The sequence below is a fragment of the Myroides sp. NP-2 genome (assembly GCF_014145665.1).
Classification (GTDB): Bacteria; Bacteroidota; Bacteroidia; order Flavobacteriales; family Flavobacteriaceae; genus Flavobacterium.
The window spans coordinates 1-17644 of the sequence record NZ_JACHTD010000002.1 but is presented as its reverse complement, the minus strand read 5'-3'; the positions used below and the strand labels follow the sequence as shown (position 1 = coordinate 17644).

The 17644-nt window shown below is 36.6% G+C and carries 14 protein-coding genes, 2 tRNA genes and 1 riboswitch; of the genes, 7 read left to right on the top strand and 9 right to left on the bottom strand.

The window, feature by feature from the left end; genetic code table 11:
- Positions 1-143 precede the first annotated feature (143 nt).
- Positions 144-1787, top strand: a complete 1644-nt coding sequence (gene pafA / locus H4K35_RS02530) for an alkaline phosphatase PafA (protein ID WP_182625819.1) — start codon at positions 144-146, stop codon at positions 1785-1787.
- Between the two features lie 121 nt (positions 1788-1908).
- Positions 1909-4833: a pitrilysin family protein gene (locus H4K35_RS02525; RefSeq protein ID WP_182625818.1), complete on the top strand. Its 2925-nt coding sequence runs from the start codon at positions 1909-1911 to the stop codon at positions 4831-4833.
- A 104-nt stretch (positions 4834-4937) separates the two neighbouring features.
- Here the strand turns inward: H4K35_RS02525 and mfd are convergent, their stop codons facing one another.
- Both mfd and H4K35_RS02515 read right to left on the bottom strand, forming a co-directional pair.
- Positions 4938-8294, bottom strand: coding sequence for a transcription-repair coupling factor (gene mfd / locus H4K35_RS02520; RefSeq protein WP_182625817.1), 3357 nt, complete (start codon positions 8292-8294; stop codon positions 4938-4940).
- A 3-nt stretch (positions 8295-8297) separates the two neighbouring features.
- Positions 8298-8900 (bottom strand): hypothetical protein, encoded by a 603-nt coding sequence (locus H4K35_RS02515; RefSeq protein ID WP_182625816.1) that lies wholly within the window; start codon positions 8898-8900, stop codon positions 8298-8300.
- Positions 8901-9096: 196 nt separating this feature from the next.
- Here H4K35_RS02515 and H4K35_RS02510 point away from each other — a divergent pair, with 196 nt between their 5' ends.
- Entirely contained in the window at positions 9097-10050 is a 954-nt protein-coding gene (locus H4K35_RS02510) for an NAD-dependent epimerase/dehydratase family protein (RefSeq protein ID WP_182625815.1), read from the top strand.
- 112 nt (positions 10051-10162) lie between these two features.
- On the opposite strand, the gene H4K35_RS02505 is transcribed toward H4K35_RS02510, so the two are convergent.
- Positions 10163-10339, bottom strand: a complete 177-nt coding sequence (locus tag H4K35_RS02505) for a hypothetical protein (RefSeq protein ID WP_182625814.1) — start codon at positions 10337-10339, stop codon at positions 10163-10165.
- 195 nt (positions 10340-10534) lie between these two features.
- Between H4K35_RS02505 and H4K35_RS02500 the strand changes: the two genes are divergently transcribed.
- The 4 genes from H4K35_RS02500 (at position 10535) to H4K35_RS02485 (ending at position 12777) form a co-directional block, all read left to right on the top strand.
- Positions 10535-11827, top strand: a complete 1293-nt coding sequence (locus tag H4K35_RS02500; RefSeq protein ID WP_182625813.1) for an aldehyde dehydrogenase family protein — start codon at positions 10535-10537, stop codon at positions 11825-11827.
- 20 nt (positions 11828-11847) lie between these two features.
- Positions 11848-12498, top strand: coding sequence for a trimeric intracellular cation channel family protein (locus H4K35_RS02495; protein WP_182625812.1), 651 nt, complete (start codon positions 11848-11850; stop codon positions 12496-12498).
- A gap of 82 nt (positions 12499-12580) precedes the next feature.
- Positions 12581-12654 (top strand) — tRNA-Asn (locus H4K35_RS02490).
- Positions 12655-12703: 49 nt separating this feature from the next.
- Positions 12704-12777: transfer RNA gene (locus H4K35_RS02485), tRNA-Asn, on the top strand.
- 418 nt (positions 12778-13195) lie between these two features.
- On the opposite strand, the gene H4K35_RS02480 is transcribed toward H4K35_RS02485, so the two are convergent.
- The 6 genes from H4K35_RS02480 to H4K35_RS02455 all read right to left on the bottom strand — a co-directional run bounded on the left by H4K35_RS02480 (position 13196) and on the right by H4K35_RS02455 (position 17588).
- A complete protein-coding gene (locus tag H4K35_RS02480) occupies positions 13196-13909 on the bottom strand; it encodes a DUF6804 family protein (RefSeq protein ID WP_182625811.1) in 714 nt (237 codons plus the stop codon).
- A 23-nt stretch (positions 13910-13932) separates the two neighbouring features.
- Positions 13933-14205: a hypothetical protein gene (locus H4K35_RS02475; RefSeq protein ID WP_182625810.1), complete on the bottom strand. Its 273-nt coding sequence runs from the start codon at positions 14203-14205 to the stop codon at positions 13933-13935.
- 57 nt (positions 14206-14262) lie between these two features.
- Positions 14263-14889, bottom strand: coding sequence for a hypothetical protein (locus H4K35_RS02470; protein ID WP_182625809.1), 627 nt, complete (start codon positions 14887-14889; stop codon positions 14263-14265).
- A 292-nt stretch (positions 14890-15181) separates the two neighbouring features.
- Positions 15182-15682, bottom strand: a complete 501-nt coding sequence (locus H4K35_RS02465) for a hypothetical protein (RefSeq protein ID WP_182625808.1) — start codon at positions 15680-15682, stop codon at positions 15182-15184.
- Positions 15673-15771: riboswitch (SAM-I-IV-variant riboswitch) on the bottom strand. (Overlaps the previous gene by 10 nt.)
- 160 nt (positions 15772-15931) lie before the next feature.
- A complete protein-coding gene (locus H4K35_RS02460; RefSeq protein ID WP_182625807.1) occupies positions 15932-17305 on the bottom strand; it encodes a hypothetical protein in 1374 nt (457 codons plus the stop codon).
- 4 nt (positions 17306-17309) lie between these two features.
- A complete protein-coding gene (locus H4K35_RS02455) occupies positions 17310-17588 on the bottom strand; it encodes a helix-turn-helix domain-containing protein (protein ID WP_158961766.1) in 279 nt (92 codons plus the stop codon).
- Positions 17589-17644: the final 56 nt, after the last annotated feature.

Here is a 17644-nt window from a genome sequence, read left to right as displayed (position 1 = left end):
TTATTTGTCAAAATTGATGGATTTGCGCTCGTTAAATCGAGTAGCAAACTTTAAGACAGAGACTATTTTCTATGTTAAATGACTTTTATAGCTTTGTTATACCTTTTTAATTACTTAAATAACACCCAAATAAAAGAAGTACAATGAACGTTAAATCAACTGTAATTACAGCGTTAAGCTGCTTATTTTCACTGGCTATTTTTGCAAGTGAGAAGCTAGAGAAACCAAAGTTAGTAGTGGGGCTTGTAGTGGATCAAATGAGATGGGATTACCTCTATCGTTACTACGACCGCTATAGTGATCAGGGATTCAAACGCTTGCTAAACGAAGGTTTTTCAAGTGAAAATACTTTAATAGATTATGTCCCTACCTATACTGCAATCGGACACAGTACCATTTATACAGGAAGTGTACCTGCGATTCATGGAATTGCAGGAAATGATTTTATCATCCAAGCGACAGGACAGCCGATGTACTGTACACAAGATGACAGTGTGCAAGCCGTTGGTGGCGAGGGTAAAGTAGGACAACAATCTCCTAAAAATCTCTTAGTATCAACTGTTACCGATCAGCTAAAATTAGCGACTAATTTTCAATCTAAAGTAATTGGAATTGCAATTAAAGATCGCGGTGGAATTTTACCCGCAGGTCATTTTGCCAATGCTGCCTATTGGTTAGACGGTAAAACAGGAAACTGGATTACGAGTACGTACTATATGAATGATTTGCCTACTTGGGTAAAGGGATTCAATAAGGAAAAATTAGTAGATAAGTACTATAAAGAAGGGTGGAATACACTGTATCCTATACAAACCTATGCGTTGAGTACAGCGGATGACAATGTTTATGAAGAGCCTTTCAAAGGAGAGAAAGCACCGACATTTCCCCGTGATTTAGTAAAATTGAAAAAGGACAATGGCTATGAACTAATCAAGAGTACTCCACAGGGAAATACGTTAACGCTTGATTTTGCTAAACGCGCTATTGAAAGTGAAAAGTTAGGAAATAATCCAGCAAACGTAACAGATTTCTTAGCGGTGAGCTTATCATCAACTGATTATATCGGACACCAATTTGCGATTAATTCCATTGAAATTGAAGATACTTACTTGCGTTTAGACCGCGATATTGCTGATTTTTTAGCGTATTTAGATCAAACAGTTGGAAAGGGAAATTACACCTTGTTTTTGAGCGCAGATCACGGAGCAGCTCATAATCCAAAGTTCTTTGCCGATCAAAAAGGAAATTCAGGATACTTTGATACGAAAGTTATTCGCAAAGATTTAAATGCAAAATTAGAGGGGAAATTTGGTGTGGCAGGATTGGTAAGAAGTCTGTCAAACTATCAAGTACACTTAAATTATGAAGCTATTGAGGCGAATGATATTGAAGAGGAGGATGTTATTGAGATGGCGATGAAGGAGTTGAGAAAATTAGATGGCGTAGCTTTTGTTGTGGATATGCAAGACGCTGCTACAGCGGCAGTACCACAGATGTTACGTGAACGCATTGTCAATGGATATAACTACAAGCGCAGTGGAGCCATTCAAATTATCCTTGAACCTCAATGGTTTAGTGGAGTACAAGATGGAAAGGGAACAACACATGGAAGTTGGAATTCATATGATGCTCATATTCCTGCTGTATTCTTAGGATGGGGGGTGAAACCAGGAAAAACAACCCGTCAGACCCATATGACAGATATAGCGCCTACCCTTGCGCAAATCTTAAAAATTGAATTTCCCAATGGGAACATTGGAACACCAATTTACGAAGCTATTAAATAGTACACCAATAAAAAACGTCCTAAGTATACAAACTTAGGACGTTTTCTTTTTTATCCATACGTAATTTTTGTTTGATAAATAAGAATTATGTTTAGCTTTGGACATACAAAATGTTCTATTTATGAAAAAAAGACACCTCTTGTTAGGTTTTATATTTTCTATGAGTGGAGTTTTACACGCTCAATATAAAACGCTTACAAAAACGGATGCTCAGGGATTCACCTACGAATACGTAGAAAACGATCCAGCAAAGGCTAGAATTTACACATTAAATAATGGATTAAAGGTTTATTTAGCACAAAATCACGATGAACCAAGAATCCAAACTTATATTCCAGTGCGTACGGGATCAAACAATGATCCTGAAGACAATACAGGATTAGCTCACTACTTGGAGCATATGTTGTTCAAAGGAACATCTAAATTAGGAACAATTAATTGGGAGGTAGAGCAAGACCTGATTAAACAAATTTCCGATTTGTACGAGCAACATAAAAACGAAACAAATCCAGAAAAGAAAAAAGCACTTTATAAGCGCATTGACGAAATTTCCAAAGAAGCTTCTCAATACGCTGTTGCAAATGAGTACGACAAATCAGTTGCTTCTATTGGTGCAACAGGAACGAATGCACATACGTGGTTTGATGAAACAGTATATAAAAACGTGATCCCTTCTAATGAGTTAGAGAAATTCTTAATCATTGAAAAAGAGCGTTTTTCTCAACTAGTTTTGCGTTTATTCCACACGGAATTAGAGGCGGTATACGAGGAGTTTAACCGTGGTCAAGACAACGATTTTTGGGCGTCTCACGAAAAAATGATGACGTTGTTGTTCCCAACAACACATTATGGTACACAAACGACTATCGGTACGTCTGAGCACTTGAAGAACCCTTCTATGGTTGCGATTCACAACTATTTCGATCAATATTATGTACCAAATAATATTGCGATTGTTTTAGTAGGGGATATCCAATTTGATGAAACAATTCAACTGGTCAATACGTATTTCGGTTCTATGAAAAAAGGAGCACAGCCGAAGGAATATGTGGCTGTGGAACAACCGATTACGGGAATTAAATCTGCGGAAGTATTTAGCCCACAGGCAGAACGCGTAGAAATGGGATTCCGCTTAGGAGGTGCAAAAACACAAGATGCCCTGTATGTAGCGATGATTGATATGTTATTGAGCAACGGTCAAGCTGGGTTGATCGACTTAGATATCAACCAAAAACAAAAAACATTATATGCTGGAAGTTCTCCGATGATTATGAAGGATTACTCGGTTCACCAATTAACAGGTATGCCCAATGAAGGACAAACCCTAGAAGAAGTGAGAGACATCCTATTAGAGCAAATCGAGAAAATTAAAGCAGGTGAATTTGACGAGTGGTTGTTACAAGCGGTAATCAATGAGTTGAGAAAGAACTCTATGGCAGCACTGGAGGATAACGATGCAATGGCAAGTGAAATGTACCAAGCATTTATCCATGGAAGAACATGGGAAGAAGCAGTTAGTGAAATTGACCGCATGGAACATATTACCAAAGCTGACATCATCCGTTTTGCCAATGAAAACTATAAAGACAACTACGCTATTGTTTACAAACGTCAAGGCGAAAACAAAGACTTAGTTCGCGTTGAAAATCCAGGTATCACGCCAATCGACCTAAATAGAGATAGTGAATCTGAGTTCTATAAAGCGTTAAATCAAGTTGCCGTTAAAGATATTCAACCCGAATTTATCGATTTCAATAAAGCGTTGAAAAAAGAGAAAATAGGCAAGATCAATACTACATTATACAGCATTGAAAATGTAACCAACGACTTGGCTACTGTTACGTATATAACACCTGTTGGATCAGATCACGATAAGAAATTGAACCTAGCGCTAGAGTATTTAGACTACATCGGTACCAATACGTATTCTCCAGCAGATATTCGCAAGGAATTCTACAAATTAGGAGTGGATTATTCATTGAATACAGGAATCGACAAGTCGTATATTACGATCTCTGGATTAAAAGAGAATATCCCTGCTGGAATTAAATTGTTAGAGCATTTAGTAACAGATGCGAAAGCAGATCAAGCGGCATACGATAATTTAGTAGACCAAATCCTGAAATCTCGTTTTGATGCGAAATCGAGTAAAGGAGGAATTCAACGTGCGTTGAACAGCTATATTGTATCTGGAAATCAATTGAGCCGATTCAAAGATATTTTGAGCGAAGAAGAATTGAAAGCGATCAAGCCAACAGAATTAGTAGGTTTATTACACAATTTCTTCGACTATAATCAAGAAGTATTTTACTACGGAAATGATTTAGCTACAGTGAAAAAAGCAATTACGTCTACGCACAACTTAGGAAAAGGAAAAACACCGCCTGTGAAGAAAGTATACGCTGAACCAGCTACAGACGGAACGGTTTACTTTGCTCCTTATGATATGGTACAAGCAGAAATTTCCTACCGTGGTAGAGAATCTAAATTCAACAAAGATTTATTAGCCACTTCAAGTGTGTTTAATAGCTACTTCGGTGGAGGAATGGCATCTGTTGTGTTCCAAGAAATTAGAGAGTCAAAATCATTGGCTTACTCTGCTTATGCAGCATATGCCAATGCAGGTAAATTGGATAGATACAACTATGTAATGGCTTATGTTGGTACACAAGCAAACAAATTGCCACAAGCCGTTGATGCGATGATGGACTTGATGAATGATATGCCACAGGCACAAAATCAGTTCGAAAATGCGAAAAATTCAGCGTTGAAAAATATCGCTACACAGCGTTATACAAAGGCGCAAATTTTTTACTACTGGTTAGGATTGCAAGAAAGAGGCATTGACTATGATATCAACAAAGATATCTACAAACAAACCCAAGACATGCAAATGACGGACTTGGTAAACTTCTTTAACCAACACGTAAAAGGAAAAACGTTTAACGTAGGTCTTATAGGTAAAAAAGAAAACTTAGATTGGGAAGCCGTTAAAAAATTCGGTACAATCAAAGAATTAACTTTAGAAGACTTATTCGGATATTAATAAAAAAGCCAGCTCATCGAGCTGGCTTTTTTTATAGATTTACAGTTCACAGTTTACACGAAAGCCAAAAGCCAAATCGCGCAAAGGACAAACCACACTACTTATCACATCAAATCAATTCCAGCTAAATACTCTAGGGCTTTTTTAACTGATTTTACTTGATCAAAAGTAAGCATGAGGCGCAAGCCATTTTTCGTTTCTTTTTCACGCATTTTACACAAGTGCGAGCGCTGTTGCACGAAGGTCAATACTTGTCTGAACTTTGGCGATGTAAAGAACTCCGATTTTTGGTCACCGATAAAATAGCAAACCATTTTTCCTTGCTTTAGAATCACTTTTTCAATCCCGAGGTTACTAGCATGCCATTTGATGCGCAAACTGTCTAAAAGAGCAATAGCTTGTTTTGGTAGGGGACCAAAACGGTCAATGAGGCGTTGTTCGTACTCTTGTAAGCCCGTTTCTGTGGTGATAACACTTAATTCATTGTAAAGATTTAAGCGCTCAGTAATATTGTTGACGTATTCATCTGGGAATAGGATTTCGAAATCCGTATCGATCTGACAATCGCGGACAAATACTTTCTTCTCTTCTTTGGATTCTTCAGCATAGAGGTCTTTGAATTCATTTTCTTTCAATTCCTCAATCGCTTCTTGCATAATTTTTTGGTAAGTTTCAAAGCCAATTTCATTGATAAAACCACTTTGTTCTCCACCTAGTATATCCCCCGCACCGCGGATTTCTAAGTCTTTCATAGCGATGTTAAAACCACTGCCCAGGTCGCTGAATTGTTCTAACGCATGGATGCGTTTGCGCGCTTCCTCTGTCATCACAGAATAAGGCGGGCATATGAAATAACAAAATGCTTTTTTATTGCTTCGACCTACGCGGCCGCGCATTTGATGCAAGTCGGATAAGCCAAAATTATTGGCGTTGTTGATTAGAATTGTATTGGCATTGGGTACGTCTAAACCACTTTCAATAATGGTCGTTGCCACCAGTACGTCAAACTCACCATCCATAAAAGCGAGCATGAGTTCCTCTAATTTTTTGCCATCCATTTGACCGTGTCCCACTCCAACTTTAGCATCGGGAACTAGGCGCTGAATCATACCCGCAACTTCGCGTATGTTCTCAATGCGATTGTTGATGAAATACACTTGTCCGCCGCGTTCTATTTCGTAGGCAACTGCATCGCGAATCACTTCCTCATTAAAACCAACTACATTGGTTTCTATCGGGTATCGATTGGGTGGAGGCGTTGTAATGACTGATAAATCACGAGCCGCCATGAGCGAGAATTGCAAGGTTCTCGGAATTGGCGTTGCCGTTAAGGTAAGGGTGTCTACATTTTCGGCAATCGTTTTTAATTTGTCCTTTACGGCTACCCCAAATTTCTGTTCCTCATCAATGATGAGCAAGCCTAAATCCTTAAAAACTACGTTTTTATTTACTAATTGATGGGTTCCAATGAGAATGTCGATTTGACCGGCTTCCAAATCGCGCAAAATATCGCTTTTTTGCTTGGCCGTTCTAAATCGGTTCAAGTAACTCACCCGCACAGGCATATCCTTTAGACGTTCAGAGAAGGTCTTGAAGTGCTGGAATGCCAATATCGTCGTTGGAACGAGGACCGCTACTTGTTTGCCGTTGTCAACCATTTTAAAGGCCGCTCGAATGGCAACTTCCGTCTTCCCAAAACCTACATCCCCACATACTAAGCGATCCATAGGGCGCTCCAACTCCATATCGGCTTTTACTTCTTGTGTAGCTTTTAATTGGTCAGGCGTATCCTCGTATATAAAAGAACTCTCTAATTCGTGTTGAAGGTAGCTGTCTGGTGCACAAGCAAATCCTTTTTGCGTTCTTCGCTTAGCATAAAGCTGAATCAAGTTAAACGCTATGTGTTTTACGCGAGCTTTGGTTTTTGTCTTTAAATTTTTCCAAGCAGATGAACCCAGCTTGTGTATTTTGGGTACGGCTCCATCTTTGCCATTGTACTTGGCTATTTTGTGTAGGGAGTGAATACTCACATACACTATATCGTTGTCTGCGTAAACTAATTTTATCGCTTCTTGGGTTTTTCCTTCGACTTGAATCTTCTGTAAACCTCCAAACTTCCCAATTCCATGGTCGATATGTGTCACATAGTCTCCAACACTCAAAGAGTTGATCTCTTTTAGGGTGATGGTTTGCTTCTTCGTATAACCGTTTTTAAGGGTAAATTTGTGGTAGCGTTCGAAAATTTGATGGTCCGTATAACAGGCAATTTGTTTCTCTTCATCAATAAACCCCTCGTATATCGGGCTAACGACAGTTTTGTATTGCTGCACGACTTGGTTTTGATTTTCATCGCGAATAGCATCAAAAATATCTTTGAATCGACGCGCTTGGTTTTCGTTCGCACAGAATAAATAATTGGTGTATCCCGCATCGGAATTATCATTTAAATTGCGCACCAATAAGTCGAACTGCTTGTTGAATGACGGCTGAGGTTTGGTGTGGAAAACATATGTTTTACTCGGACTTATATACGAACTATCGGTAAGCTCAATATAGTTGAATAGCGCTGCTTGATGTACGAAAACGTCCCCCTTTAAAAACATCTGATCGGGATTCGAATACTGTAGGTCCTTGTTTAACTTTTCAAAAATAGCCCCTGCCTTTTCAAAATTTCGGTTCAACTGATCCACAATAAATGCGGTGTTTTGAGCGAGAATTACCGTTTTTTCAGCAATGTACTCTAAGAAACTCTCTCTGGTTTCAGCTGTAAATTTATTTTCCACATTGGGAATAATGGTGATCTTTTTCTGTTTGTCTACTGAAAGTTGTGTTTCCACATCAAACGTTCGTATACTGTCGATTTCATTACCAAAAAATTCAAGGCGATACGGATGGTCATTGGAGAATGAAAATACGTCTATAATCCCCCCTCTAACGGAGAATTCTCCTGGTTCAGCAACAAAATCAACGCGTTTGAAATTGTATTCAAATAGGGTTTCATTGACAAAATCAATGGACAATTGATCGCCAATTTGAACTTTGAGGGTATTTTTTTCTAAAACTTTTTTTGTAACTACCTTTTCAAAGATTGCCTCGGCATAGGATACCATGATCGCGGGTTTTTTGCGCGAGCTAATGCGGTTGAGTACTTCTGCACGCAACAATACGTTGGCGTTGTCTGTTTCTTCAATTTGATAAGGACGACGGTACGACCCTGGATAGAACAACACATCTTGTTTGTTGATCAAGTGTTCTAAATCGTTCAGGTAATATGCGGCTTCTTCTTTGTCGTTAAAGATCAATAAGAAAGGAAGTTCGGACTGTCGAAATAAACTTTCAATTTGAAAGGACAGCGCTGTTCCCACTAGTCCTTTGAAAAATAGGTGTTGTCGACTATTTAATAAATCTTGTACAACCTGTTTGGTTTGTAGAGCTTCATTAAAATATTGTTTTATTTCCATAAATTAGTGTGCTTCTTCTTCAGGGTTTGCATTTCGAACTTCGTTTCTCATTTGTTGCATTTCCTCAAGCATGGCGTCTTCACCTGCTTGTTTTGCATAATTTTGACGCACTAAGTTTTCCTCCATCATGCGAACCAGATCATCCATATTGATCTGAATACGGTCCAACCATTCATCTACTTTTTCTACATCGATTGGATCTAAGTCAATGTACATCTCCAAATTTTGAAATGAAGTAAGCAAAGTGGTATAGCGCGCCTGAATATCGGGTGTATTTAATTGACTAGGATAGGCCTGGTAGGTAAGATTCTGTGCAACTTCAGTTAAAGTAGCTGCTTTTTTCTGAAATGCGCCAATCGTCGAAACTGGGCGTAATTTTACCTCGTTCATTAGGTTGTTCCACGGCTTCCAATCCGTTAGAATTGGAGTTAACTCTTTGGATGTTTTGGGAACTCTAAATTTCCATTCCTTCATTAAATGACTAAAGATACTATCGTTGTACTGCTGTAGTTTTGTTTGTTCTACCTGACTTTGATCAATCTCCTTTTTGCAAGAGCCTAGACTCAATCCAACAACTAGAAGTAGAATTATCCCAATATTTTTCATATGCTTGAATTTCAAAGCTCAAATTTACGAATGTTATTGAATTTTTTCGACTTGCTTTGCGATAAACCATAGCGAATTATGGCGAGGGGATTTTATTTCTATACGATAAATTATTTATAAAGTCATAGAAATGTGCTTTTAATCATTGATTTATTGTTTGGCAACGGCTATATTTGCGCAACTAAATACAAAACAAATGGGAACCAAAATATTAATTATTGGAGCTTGTGGACAAATTGGCTCTGAACTTACGTTAAAGCTACGTGGTATCTATGGAAATGAGAATGTAATCGCCTCAGATATTAGAGAGGGAAATGAAGCATTAATGAGCTCAGGACCCTTTGAAATTGTGAACGCGATGGTGTTTGAAGAAGTGGCTCAAGCAATTGAGAAACATCAAGTGGACGAAGTTTATTTGATGGCCGCTTTATTGTCTGCAACAGCTGAAAAAAATCCAGCTTTTGCTTGGGATCTAAACATGAACTCCCTGTTTCACGTCCTAAACCTAGCGAAAGAAGGTAAAATTAAAAAAATATTTTGGCCGTCTTCTATTGCTGTATTTGGTCCTACAACGCCTAGAGAAAATACGCCACAATACACCGTAATGGAGCCAAGTACGGTTTATGGTATTTCAAAGCAAACAGGAGAGCGTTGGTGCGAATACTATTTTAATAAATACGGCGTTGATGTGCGCAGTATCCGTTACCCTGGTTTGATTTCTTGGACAACTCCTCCAGGTGGTGGAACAACAGATTACGCAGTTGATATTTTCTATAAAGCTATTGAAGACCAACATTACAACTGTTTCTTGTCTGAGAAAACAGGATTGCCAATGATGTATATGGACGACGCTTTAGACGCAACTGTGGGTATTATGCAAGCACCAAAAGAAGCGGTTAAAATTCGCTCTTCTTACAATTTGGGTGGAATTTCCTTTACTCCAGAAGAAATTGCCGCAGAAATTACAAAACACATTCCTGATTTTACTATTTCCTATGAACCTGATTTCCGTCAAGCTATTGCTGATAGCTGGCCTGCAAGTATAGACGATAGCAGTGCTCAACAAGATTGGAACTGGAAACACAAGTATGATCTTGCGGGTATGACAACTGTGATGCTTGAAAACTTATCAAAAGTTTTAAAGAAATAATATATTCCTTCGTTTAAACAAGGATCTACAAGAATAAAAACAGTGGTAAACAATCGTTTGCTGCTGTTTTTTTTGTGCCATTAGGAGAGGGAAAGCTTCTACACAGAAGGAATTATTTTTTTCTCAATCGCTTAAAAACTAAGTTGTATAGCGAAACGACAATAAAAGCAAATCCAAGTAATATAACAATTGTACTCACTGTTGTATTGATGATCTGAAGTGCTTTTAAAATCAAGCTTAACGCGAAGAGAATTAATCCAATCGTCAGTAATTTTGCATTTTTATTCATGGGTGTATGATTTGATTCTTGCAAAGATAAACCTTATATTGAAAGATGCACTTCTTCCCTTTTATTTGAAGAACAGAATATTTTTCTGTGTGCCCGTTGTTTTGCGCAATGAAAAAAAAGAAATTGTCTTTTTTTGTGCGATTGATGCGATTAGTTTAGTTGATGTTGTAAATTTATGATAGAAAAAAAATTAAGATGAAAAAAGAAGTTGAAAATACCATTGAAAAAGCGCAAGAGGCCTTTGGCTATTGGCGCAGTTTGTCGATTGCAAATCGCATCGTATATCTGGAAAAGGTCAAAGAAAAACTCTTGGCAAATAAGGCGCGCTATGGTGCGATGATCACCCAAGATATGTTTAAACCCATCAGTCAATCCATCGCTGAAGTGGAGAAGTGTGCCACATTGATCGACTACTATATCGAAGAGGGGGAGGCTATTTTGCAAGGGAGAACGATTGAAACGCGTTGGTCAGAAACCTATATAGTACACGACCCGATGGGTGTGATCTTAGGTGTTATGCCATGGAATTTTCCCTTTTGGCAGGTGTTTCGATTTGCGATTCCCACCTTGTTGGCTGGAAATACAGTCTTGTTGAAGCACGCCAGTAATGTGCCTTTATCCGCACAGGCGTTGGAATCGTGTTTTGCTATTCCCGGTTATGAGCAAGTGTATTTTAATTTGTCCATTCCTGGAAGCGAAGTAGAGGAGGTGATCGCACATCCTGTAGTGAAAGGAGTATCGTTGACGGGAAGTGAGCCTGCTGGAAGTGCAGTAGCCCAAAAGGCAGGAAGCTTGATTAAACCCGTGCTCTTGGAGTTGGGAGGTAGTAATGCGTTTATCGTAACCGAGGGGGCAGATCTCGATTCGATTATTCCAATAGCCGTGAATGCTCGTTTTCAAAATACAGGACAAAGCTGCATCGCTGCCAAGCGATTCTTAGTGCACCACTCCTTAGAGGAAGAATTTACATCTCGTTTGGCACAAGAAGCGCAGCAGTTTACTCAGGGCGACTTAATGCATCCTGATACAAGGATAGGGCTGATGGCGCGTAAAGACCTCGCAATTGAGCTAGAAACCCTGTTAAATGAGTCTATAGCTATGGGTGCTCGTGTCGTTTGTGGTGGTACTCGCGATAAAAATTGGTTTGAACCCACGGTGGTTACAGCTGTGACAGATCAAATGCCCATTTTTACTCAAGAAACATTTGGGCCACTCGCCCTTGTTGTCGGATTTGAAACAGTAGCAGAAGCCGTAGCGTTGAGTAATAATTCTCGTTTTGGTCTAGGGGTTTCCATTTTTGGCAAAGATATTGAAGAACTCAAACGCTGGATCCATCACTTTGACGATGGTGCTGTTTTTATAAATGAAATGGTGATTTCGGATCCTCGTGTGCCTTTTGGGGGATCCAAATTTTCAGGTATAGGAAGAGAAATGTCAGAGGAAGGCTTGTTGGCCTTTGTCAATAAAAAAACAGTTGTAATTAAATAGCGTAATTTTCATTTTGGTTTATGAATGAGTTGGTGAACACCTTTGTGGAATTTTGGACGACAATAGAATTTGTCGATGTCATTGAATTTTTTGGAACAATCGCCTTTGCCATCTCTGGAATCCGATTAGCCTCTGCTAAGAGTGTGGATTGGTTTGGTGCTTTTGTCGTCGGATTTGTAACAGCAACGGGTGGGGGAACTCTACGCGATTTACTGCTTGGTGTCACTCCCTTTTGGATGTTGACGAGTGTATATGTCTGGTGTACCATTATTGCTTTAATACTTGTAATTGCCTTTCCGCAGAAATTAATCCGATTAAATAACACCTTTCTTTGGTTTGACAGTATTGGCTTGGGGTTATTTGTTGTTGTAGGAACTGAGAAAACCCTTGCCATGGGCTATCCCTTTTGGGTTGTAGTTATTATGGCTACTATTACGGGTGTAGTTGGCGGAATGATACGCGATACGTTGATTAATGAAATTCCAGCGATCTTCCGTCAAGAATGGTATGCATTAGCTTGTATTTTTGGGGTAATTATCTACTATACGTTGCAGTCGATCGGCTTAGATGCGGTTATTGTACAAATTTCTACTGCAGTTTCTGTTTTTGTAATTCGTTTGATAGCAACTCGTTATCGTCTAGGGCTACCAACATTAAAGGGAGAGAGCTGAAAAAAGTTAGATTTTTTGCAGAAAATATTTGTAAAAAGCAGAAAACACACTATATTTGCATCGCAATAAAGGTAACACACCTTCCTCCTTAGCTCAGTTGGTTAGAGCATCTGACTGTTAATCAGAGGGTCCTTGGTTCGAGCCCAAGAGGGGGAGCAAAGCAAATGCTTTAAACGTGTAACCTTTAGGTAGGTATAAAATACCTTCCTCCTTAGCTCAGTTGGTTAGAGCATCTGACTGTTAATCAGAGGGTCCTTGGTTCGAGCCCAAGAGGGGGAGCAAATAACCTCAGTAAGTCATTGATTTGCTGAGGTTTATTTTTTATAATCGTTTTTATTGTCCAACGAATTATCCAACACTCAATAAAAAACAAGGATATATAGCTAAAAACATTCTTACTAAACCTTTGTCCAGTTGTATTATTCTGATGTTGTTTATTAACCCTTTCCCTGATTAGATTCTTTTCCTTTCTGCTCGATGACAATCAACCAAAATAAGGGTAATTTCATATAGGAGTATAAAACACCTTACAGAGTTACCCTAACAAGTCGAGCAGAGAAAAAAAGTTGAAAAATATATCTGTAAAAGTCTTTCGGAAGCCCCCACACCCTTAAAAACATTTGGAATTTCTTTCTAACAAGAAAGGGGTAGATTTTCACACCTACCCCTTTGTCTTTCATTTACTCAATTTTTTTGGTTAATATAAAATCCCTAATGAGTTGAGCCTTTCCTTATCACAAATTTCAATTAGCTCTGTATTTCCCTCATTATTAACTTCATAAACTTCTATCTTTTCAATCTCCAAACTTTTGAACTTTTTTACTGCTCCTGTCTTCGCTGTTAATTCTTGCCTATATCCATACCAAATGATAGTGAACAAGGTGTCTGTTTCAAACTTTGAATAATCAGCATCGAATAAGTCATCATAATTTTTAGTATATGAATTTTGAAGCTTTAGAAACGTTGGAACTCCCTCTATTGATGTATTATATACTTCTTCATCATTAGCAAAGTTATGTTTGAAATAACTAAAATTTATCCAATAGAAGACAATATCCGAACTGATGCAAATCTTGTAAGTTGTGTTCTTGAAGTCGAATTTATCTCTTGTTTTAAAGGGTTTTATTTGGGTTTTGACTGTTTTCTCCTTATAGGTTGAAACAATCAGTAAAACAGCCCATATAACATCTATAATGTTCCAAATCGTTCTTCCTAATGCTACTTTAACAAACGGATTGATAAGTAAAGCAGAAGCCAACCAAATGACAAGCCAAGTCTTATCTTTTTTATCTCTTTCCTGATAAGCCAAAACTCCGAAGCCAATCATACCTAAAAAACGGATAAACTGATAATATCCGTAACTCCAGTCTAATAAACAGAGTAGAAATAGGATTGATAAAGCAATTTTCATAGTTTTAGTCATACTTGTCATAGTTAATCTATTCTTATTCTATAATCTACTGCTCTTTCTCCTTTATCAACTTGAACCAATTTTTGATTTACAAAGTAAAAATACCTGTAATCTCCCCTCCAACCGTATAAATCGTGATAGGTTCTCTTGTCAATTAAATAAACCGTAACCTCTGGTTTCATTGCAATAACTTTTTCGTCTTTGAAAAGTTCTTTAAACTCTTTTTCAGTCATTCCGATATATGTTTTTTCAACGACATTGTTCATATACCGTTCTGGATTTGCTCCACACCCCATCAACATAAAAATTGATAGTAAAAATAATAACTTTATTTTAATTTTGATTGTTACGAATTACCAAGCTCTATACTCCATTTTATCTCTATTAAAGTGTTCAAGAACTTTTAGTTTATCATCTTTAACAAAGTCAATCAACTTATCTATTCCATTTACAGAATCACTAACGACATAGATATATAAAGGTCTTGTTTTCACAGAGGGCTTATGTTCGATGCTCCTGAATATTTTAGCAAATCTTTTCGATGTTATTTCGACAGTTAGTCCGTTACTGAAAAAAGTTGGTATAAATTCTCTATTTACTACTGACAAATCAATTCCTATTTCAAAGCTATCGTTTTCTATGATGTTAAATTCTTTCCCATAATTTAAGTTGTTTGGTAAGATATACATCATTTCTAATGTTTGAACGAAAAAAGAACAGCAATAACCTTTCTCGAACTCATATATTTTTAGAGTTCTTAAACTGTTCGTTGATATAACTACATATTCTTTTCCTCCAATAACCTCTCTTTTTATTACCTTTTCTATCTTGGGTAAATTAGAGATGACTGTTTCTGCATCGTTTCCAAGAAAATCTTTTTTGATACTATTTAGTATCTTTCTTTGAGATGACTTGTTTAAAACATTGAGAACAACAATAGCAAGGGCAATTCCTAATAATACATAAAGGGCTGTACTCATAAAAAAATAGTATGTATCCACCAGTACCGAAGTGAAGTTAAAATTTGGACAAAAAAAGCACGGTACTTTTAGCTTACTGTTCAGAAGTACTGGCATACCCACACACAAATAAACCAAAGTTCGTGCAAAGCACGAACATTGAGCTTATTATTCTTGTGTGTCTAAAAATTGCCAGTTTTCTGAACAAGATAATTGCTAATGCTAATCTATATTTTACTATCTAAAATTTTCTTTTACTTATATCTTCTGCTTTATCATTTCTGCAAATTTACGAATTGTGATACATATTTTGTCAGTTCTCATCGACAAATACAAAACTATAAATGTTACCGATATATAAAATTTTTCTTCCCAAACCAACTAAACAATTTTCTTCAATCTGAAAAGGTGTTTTTCCAAACCGTAATATAAATTCCTGATTCATAGCTATAAGATATAACACCTGCTGATGTACTCCATATAACCGTTCAATCTTGTTGTATTTATCAACTATCTCATTGTTTGGGTATTTTTTCAAACTTTCTCTAAATTCCGTTATCGTCTGTTTATCTCCAGTTCTTGAAATATAAACGTGAGTTAATGATTGTCTTTCAGAAACAGTAACTTGACCAACCTCAATTGATTTGTTTTTAGCCATTTTCTGCTCTTGTGAAACAACAATACTTTTATTGATAAAACAATCCTTGTAATGCCTTGAAATGTATTCCAAAAACGATTTAGAAAACAAGCTATCAGAGTAATTATGCTCTTTTACGAAACGAACAACGGAATGTATAAAACTGGTGTTTGGCATATTTTTCCATTTAGATTATGGCACATTGCTTTAGCACCTTTACTTGCCAGTTGGTTGCTACCTCATCAAAGAGGTTCTTAATGCTGTTACAAACTTATAAAATAAGTTGATAATTACTAGATAAAAAATGCTAAATGCTGATTATCAGTATTTAGCATTTTTAAAATTTTCCTTATTTTGAAAAACTGTAACATTAGGGGGTAAAAGTATTAGTATAGTATTTACTATAATAAGTATTCCTTATTATTGTTACCAATATTCCATTTTAGTATTTACTTTTAAAGTTGTTATATCATATAACAGTTTTTCTATTTCTTCTTTCAATAGAGGTAGATAATTCTCTGTTGTTACCAAGCTGTCGTGAATGCTCCATAAAGGAATATGAGGATGTTTTTTGCTAAATCGTAATGCAACACAATCTAATAGACAACAGGCTTCTATATGACTTAACAGTGTGTAAAGCTCAACACATTCATTTTTGATATAACTCATAATTTTGAATACATTTGGAAATTTATTTTTGAAAATTTTTATCTCTGAAACAGTTGATTTAGAACTACTATAAAAAATCTCCATAACAACCGATTTAGCAAAATCTCTTTCAGATTCGTAAACTTCTTTCTTTTTCGGTTTTTCCGTATTAATTATTTTCTTTTTACGATTAGAGTAATTTGTAACCATTCTGAAAGGTTTTCCTGTTTTATCATAGGTTATATCAAACTCTTCCTGAATCAAGGTGTAAAAATCTTTTTTATCACTTATAACTAAGTGAACAAATTTTATTACCTCATCTCTGTCAATTTTTAAAGTAAATAATCCCTCAATATGTTCTTTTTTGAGTAATGAGGTTGCTCCAATATTCTCTAACAATCTTTTGTCCTTTAACAAAATTGCTTTTAAAAGAACCGAAAAGAAATAAGGCTGTGAAGTCTGAATATCAATACAGCCTAAATGCTTTCCTTTATAGGTTACAAATGTTCTAAGAATCTTGTTTAATCTTGTTAAACTGCTATGTAATCTGTTATCAGTTTCAGGCTTAATGGAAAAATGCCAGTCTTGTGTGTGAAATTCGGTTATAAGTTGTGTGCTATGAATGTATTTTGGATAATTACTTAGTCGAAAAGGTTTTACTACATCAAAAGCCTTATGACTATCTATTTCTAAATACTCATCAAAGAATTTAACAAGATGAGGTCTTTGAGCTTTACAGATTTCTTTTCCTTTTACAGCTGTTGTTTTATCTGTAAACTTACCAAGTAATTTTTTATCTGTAATCGGATAACTTACAACTTCATCACAAGAATACTTATCAGCTATTTTATAAGTTCTGCATTCTTTTATATCTGCTCCATACTCCTTAACCAATTCTATCAATTTTTCCTTAACTAAAAAATCAATGTAGTATTTATAACAACTCGAATATTTTCTCATTATTTGAGAATTTAGCCGTACTTTGTTATGTTCTTGCTCATTATTTCTGTAGTAAGTGGGTAAACTGTTGATTAGGCTTGCAAAGAATACTGCGTAATCGAGTTTTAGCTGTTTTTGAGTAAATTGGTTGTGCTGAATCAAAAGCTCTCTTAAATGGCTTAAAAGAGCTTTTTGGATAATGACTGTTTTCATAACATTATCTTTTTAATTCAACAAGAGCATTTTCTACTTCGGAAGACTTGTAGTAAACTCTTCTTCCTCCTCCGTATGATTTTAATCTCCCAGCTGTTGTCCAGTTATGAACTGTACCAATAGAGATTCCTAACATTTCTGCTACATCCTTTCGACTTAGCCATTTGTCAGTAGGGTTTAATAATTCTTTTAGCTCTATTAAGAGAGTTTTGATACTCTCTAAAGGATTTAACAAATCCTGTGGGTTTACACCATACAACTGTGTTACTTGTGTTTCTGCCATAATTTAAAAATTTAATTGTTAGACATTTAATTATGGTGCAAAATTCAGTAATAAGT

Bases quoted from the DNA above. Each gene is read 5' to 3' on its own strand.
- pafA (WP_182625819.1), top strand. From the start codon at position 144: ATGAACGTTAAATCAACTGTAATTACAGCGTTAAGCTGCTTATTTTCA.
- H4K35_RS02525 (WP_182625818.1), top strand. From the start codon at position 1,909: ATGAAAAAAAGACACCTCTTGTTAGGTTTTATATTTTCTATGAGTGGA.
- mfd (WP_182625817.1), bottom strand. From the start codon at position 8,294: ATGGAAATAAAACAATATTTTAATGAAGCTCTACAAACCAAACAGGTT.
- H4K35_RS02515 (WP_182625816.1), bottom strand. From the start codon at position 8,900: ATGAAAAATATTGGGATAATTCTACTTCTAGTTGTTGGATTGAGTCTA.
- H4K35_RS02510 (WP_182625815.1), top strand. From the start codon at position 9,097: ATGGGAACCAAAATATTAATTATTGGAGCTTGTGGACAAATTGGCTCT.
- H4K35_RS02505 (WP_182625814.1), bottom strand. From the start codon at position 10,339: ATGAATAAAAATGCAAAATTACTGACGATTGGATTAATTCTCTTCGCG.
- H4K35_RS02500 (WP_182625813.1), top strand. From the start codon at position 10,535: ATGAAAAAAGAAGTTGAAAATACCATTGAAAAAGCGCAAGAGGCCTTT.
- H4K35_RS02495 (WP_182625812.1), top strand. From the start codon at position 11,848: ATGAATGAGTTGGTGAACACCTTTGTGGAATTTTGGACGACAATAGAA.
- H4K35_RS02480 (WP_182625811.1), bottom strand. From the start codon at position 13,909: ATGAAAATTGCTTTATCAATCCTATTTCTACTCTGTTTATTAGACTGG.
- H4K35_RS02475 (WP_182625810.1), bottom strand. From the start codon at position 14,205: ATGGGGTGTGGAGCAAATCCAGAACGGTATATGAACAATGTCGTTGAA.
- H4K35_RS02470 (WP_182625809.1), bottom strand. From the start codon at position 14,889: ATGAGTACAGCCCTTTATGTATTATTAGGAATTGCCCTTGCTATTGTT.
- H4K35_RS02465 (WP_182625808.1), bottom strand. From the start codon at position 15,682: ATGCCAAACACCAGTTTTATACATTCCGTTGTTCGTTTCGTAAAAGAG.
- H4K35_RS02460 (WP_182625807.1), bottom strand. From the start codon at position 17,305: ATGAAAACAGTCATTATCCAAAAAGCTCTTTTAAGCCATTTAAGAGAG.
- H4K35_RS02455 (WP_158961766.1), bottom strand. From the start codon at position 17,588: ATGGCAGAAACACAAGTAACACAGTTGTATGGTGTAAACCCACAGGAT.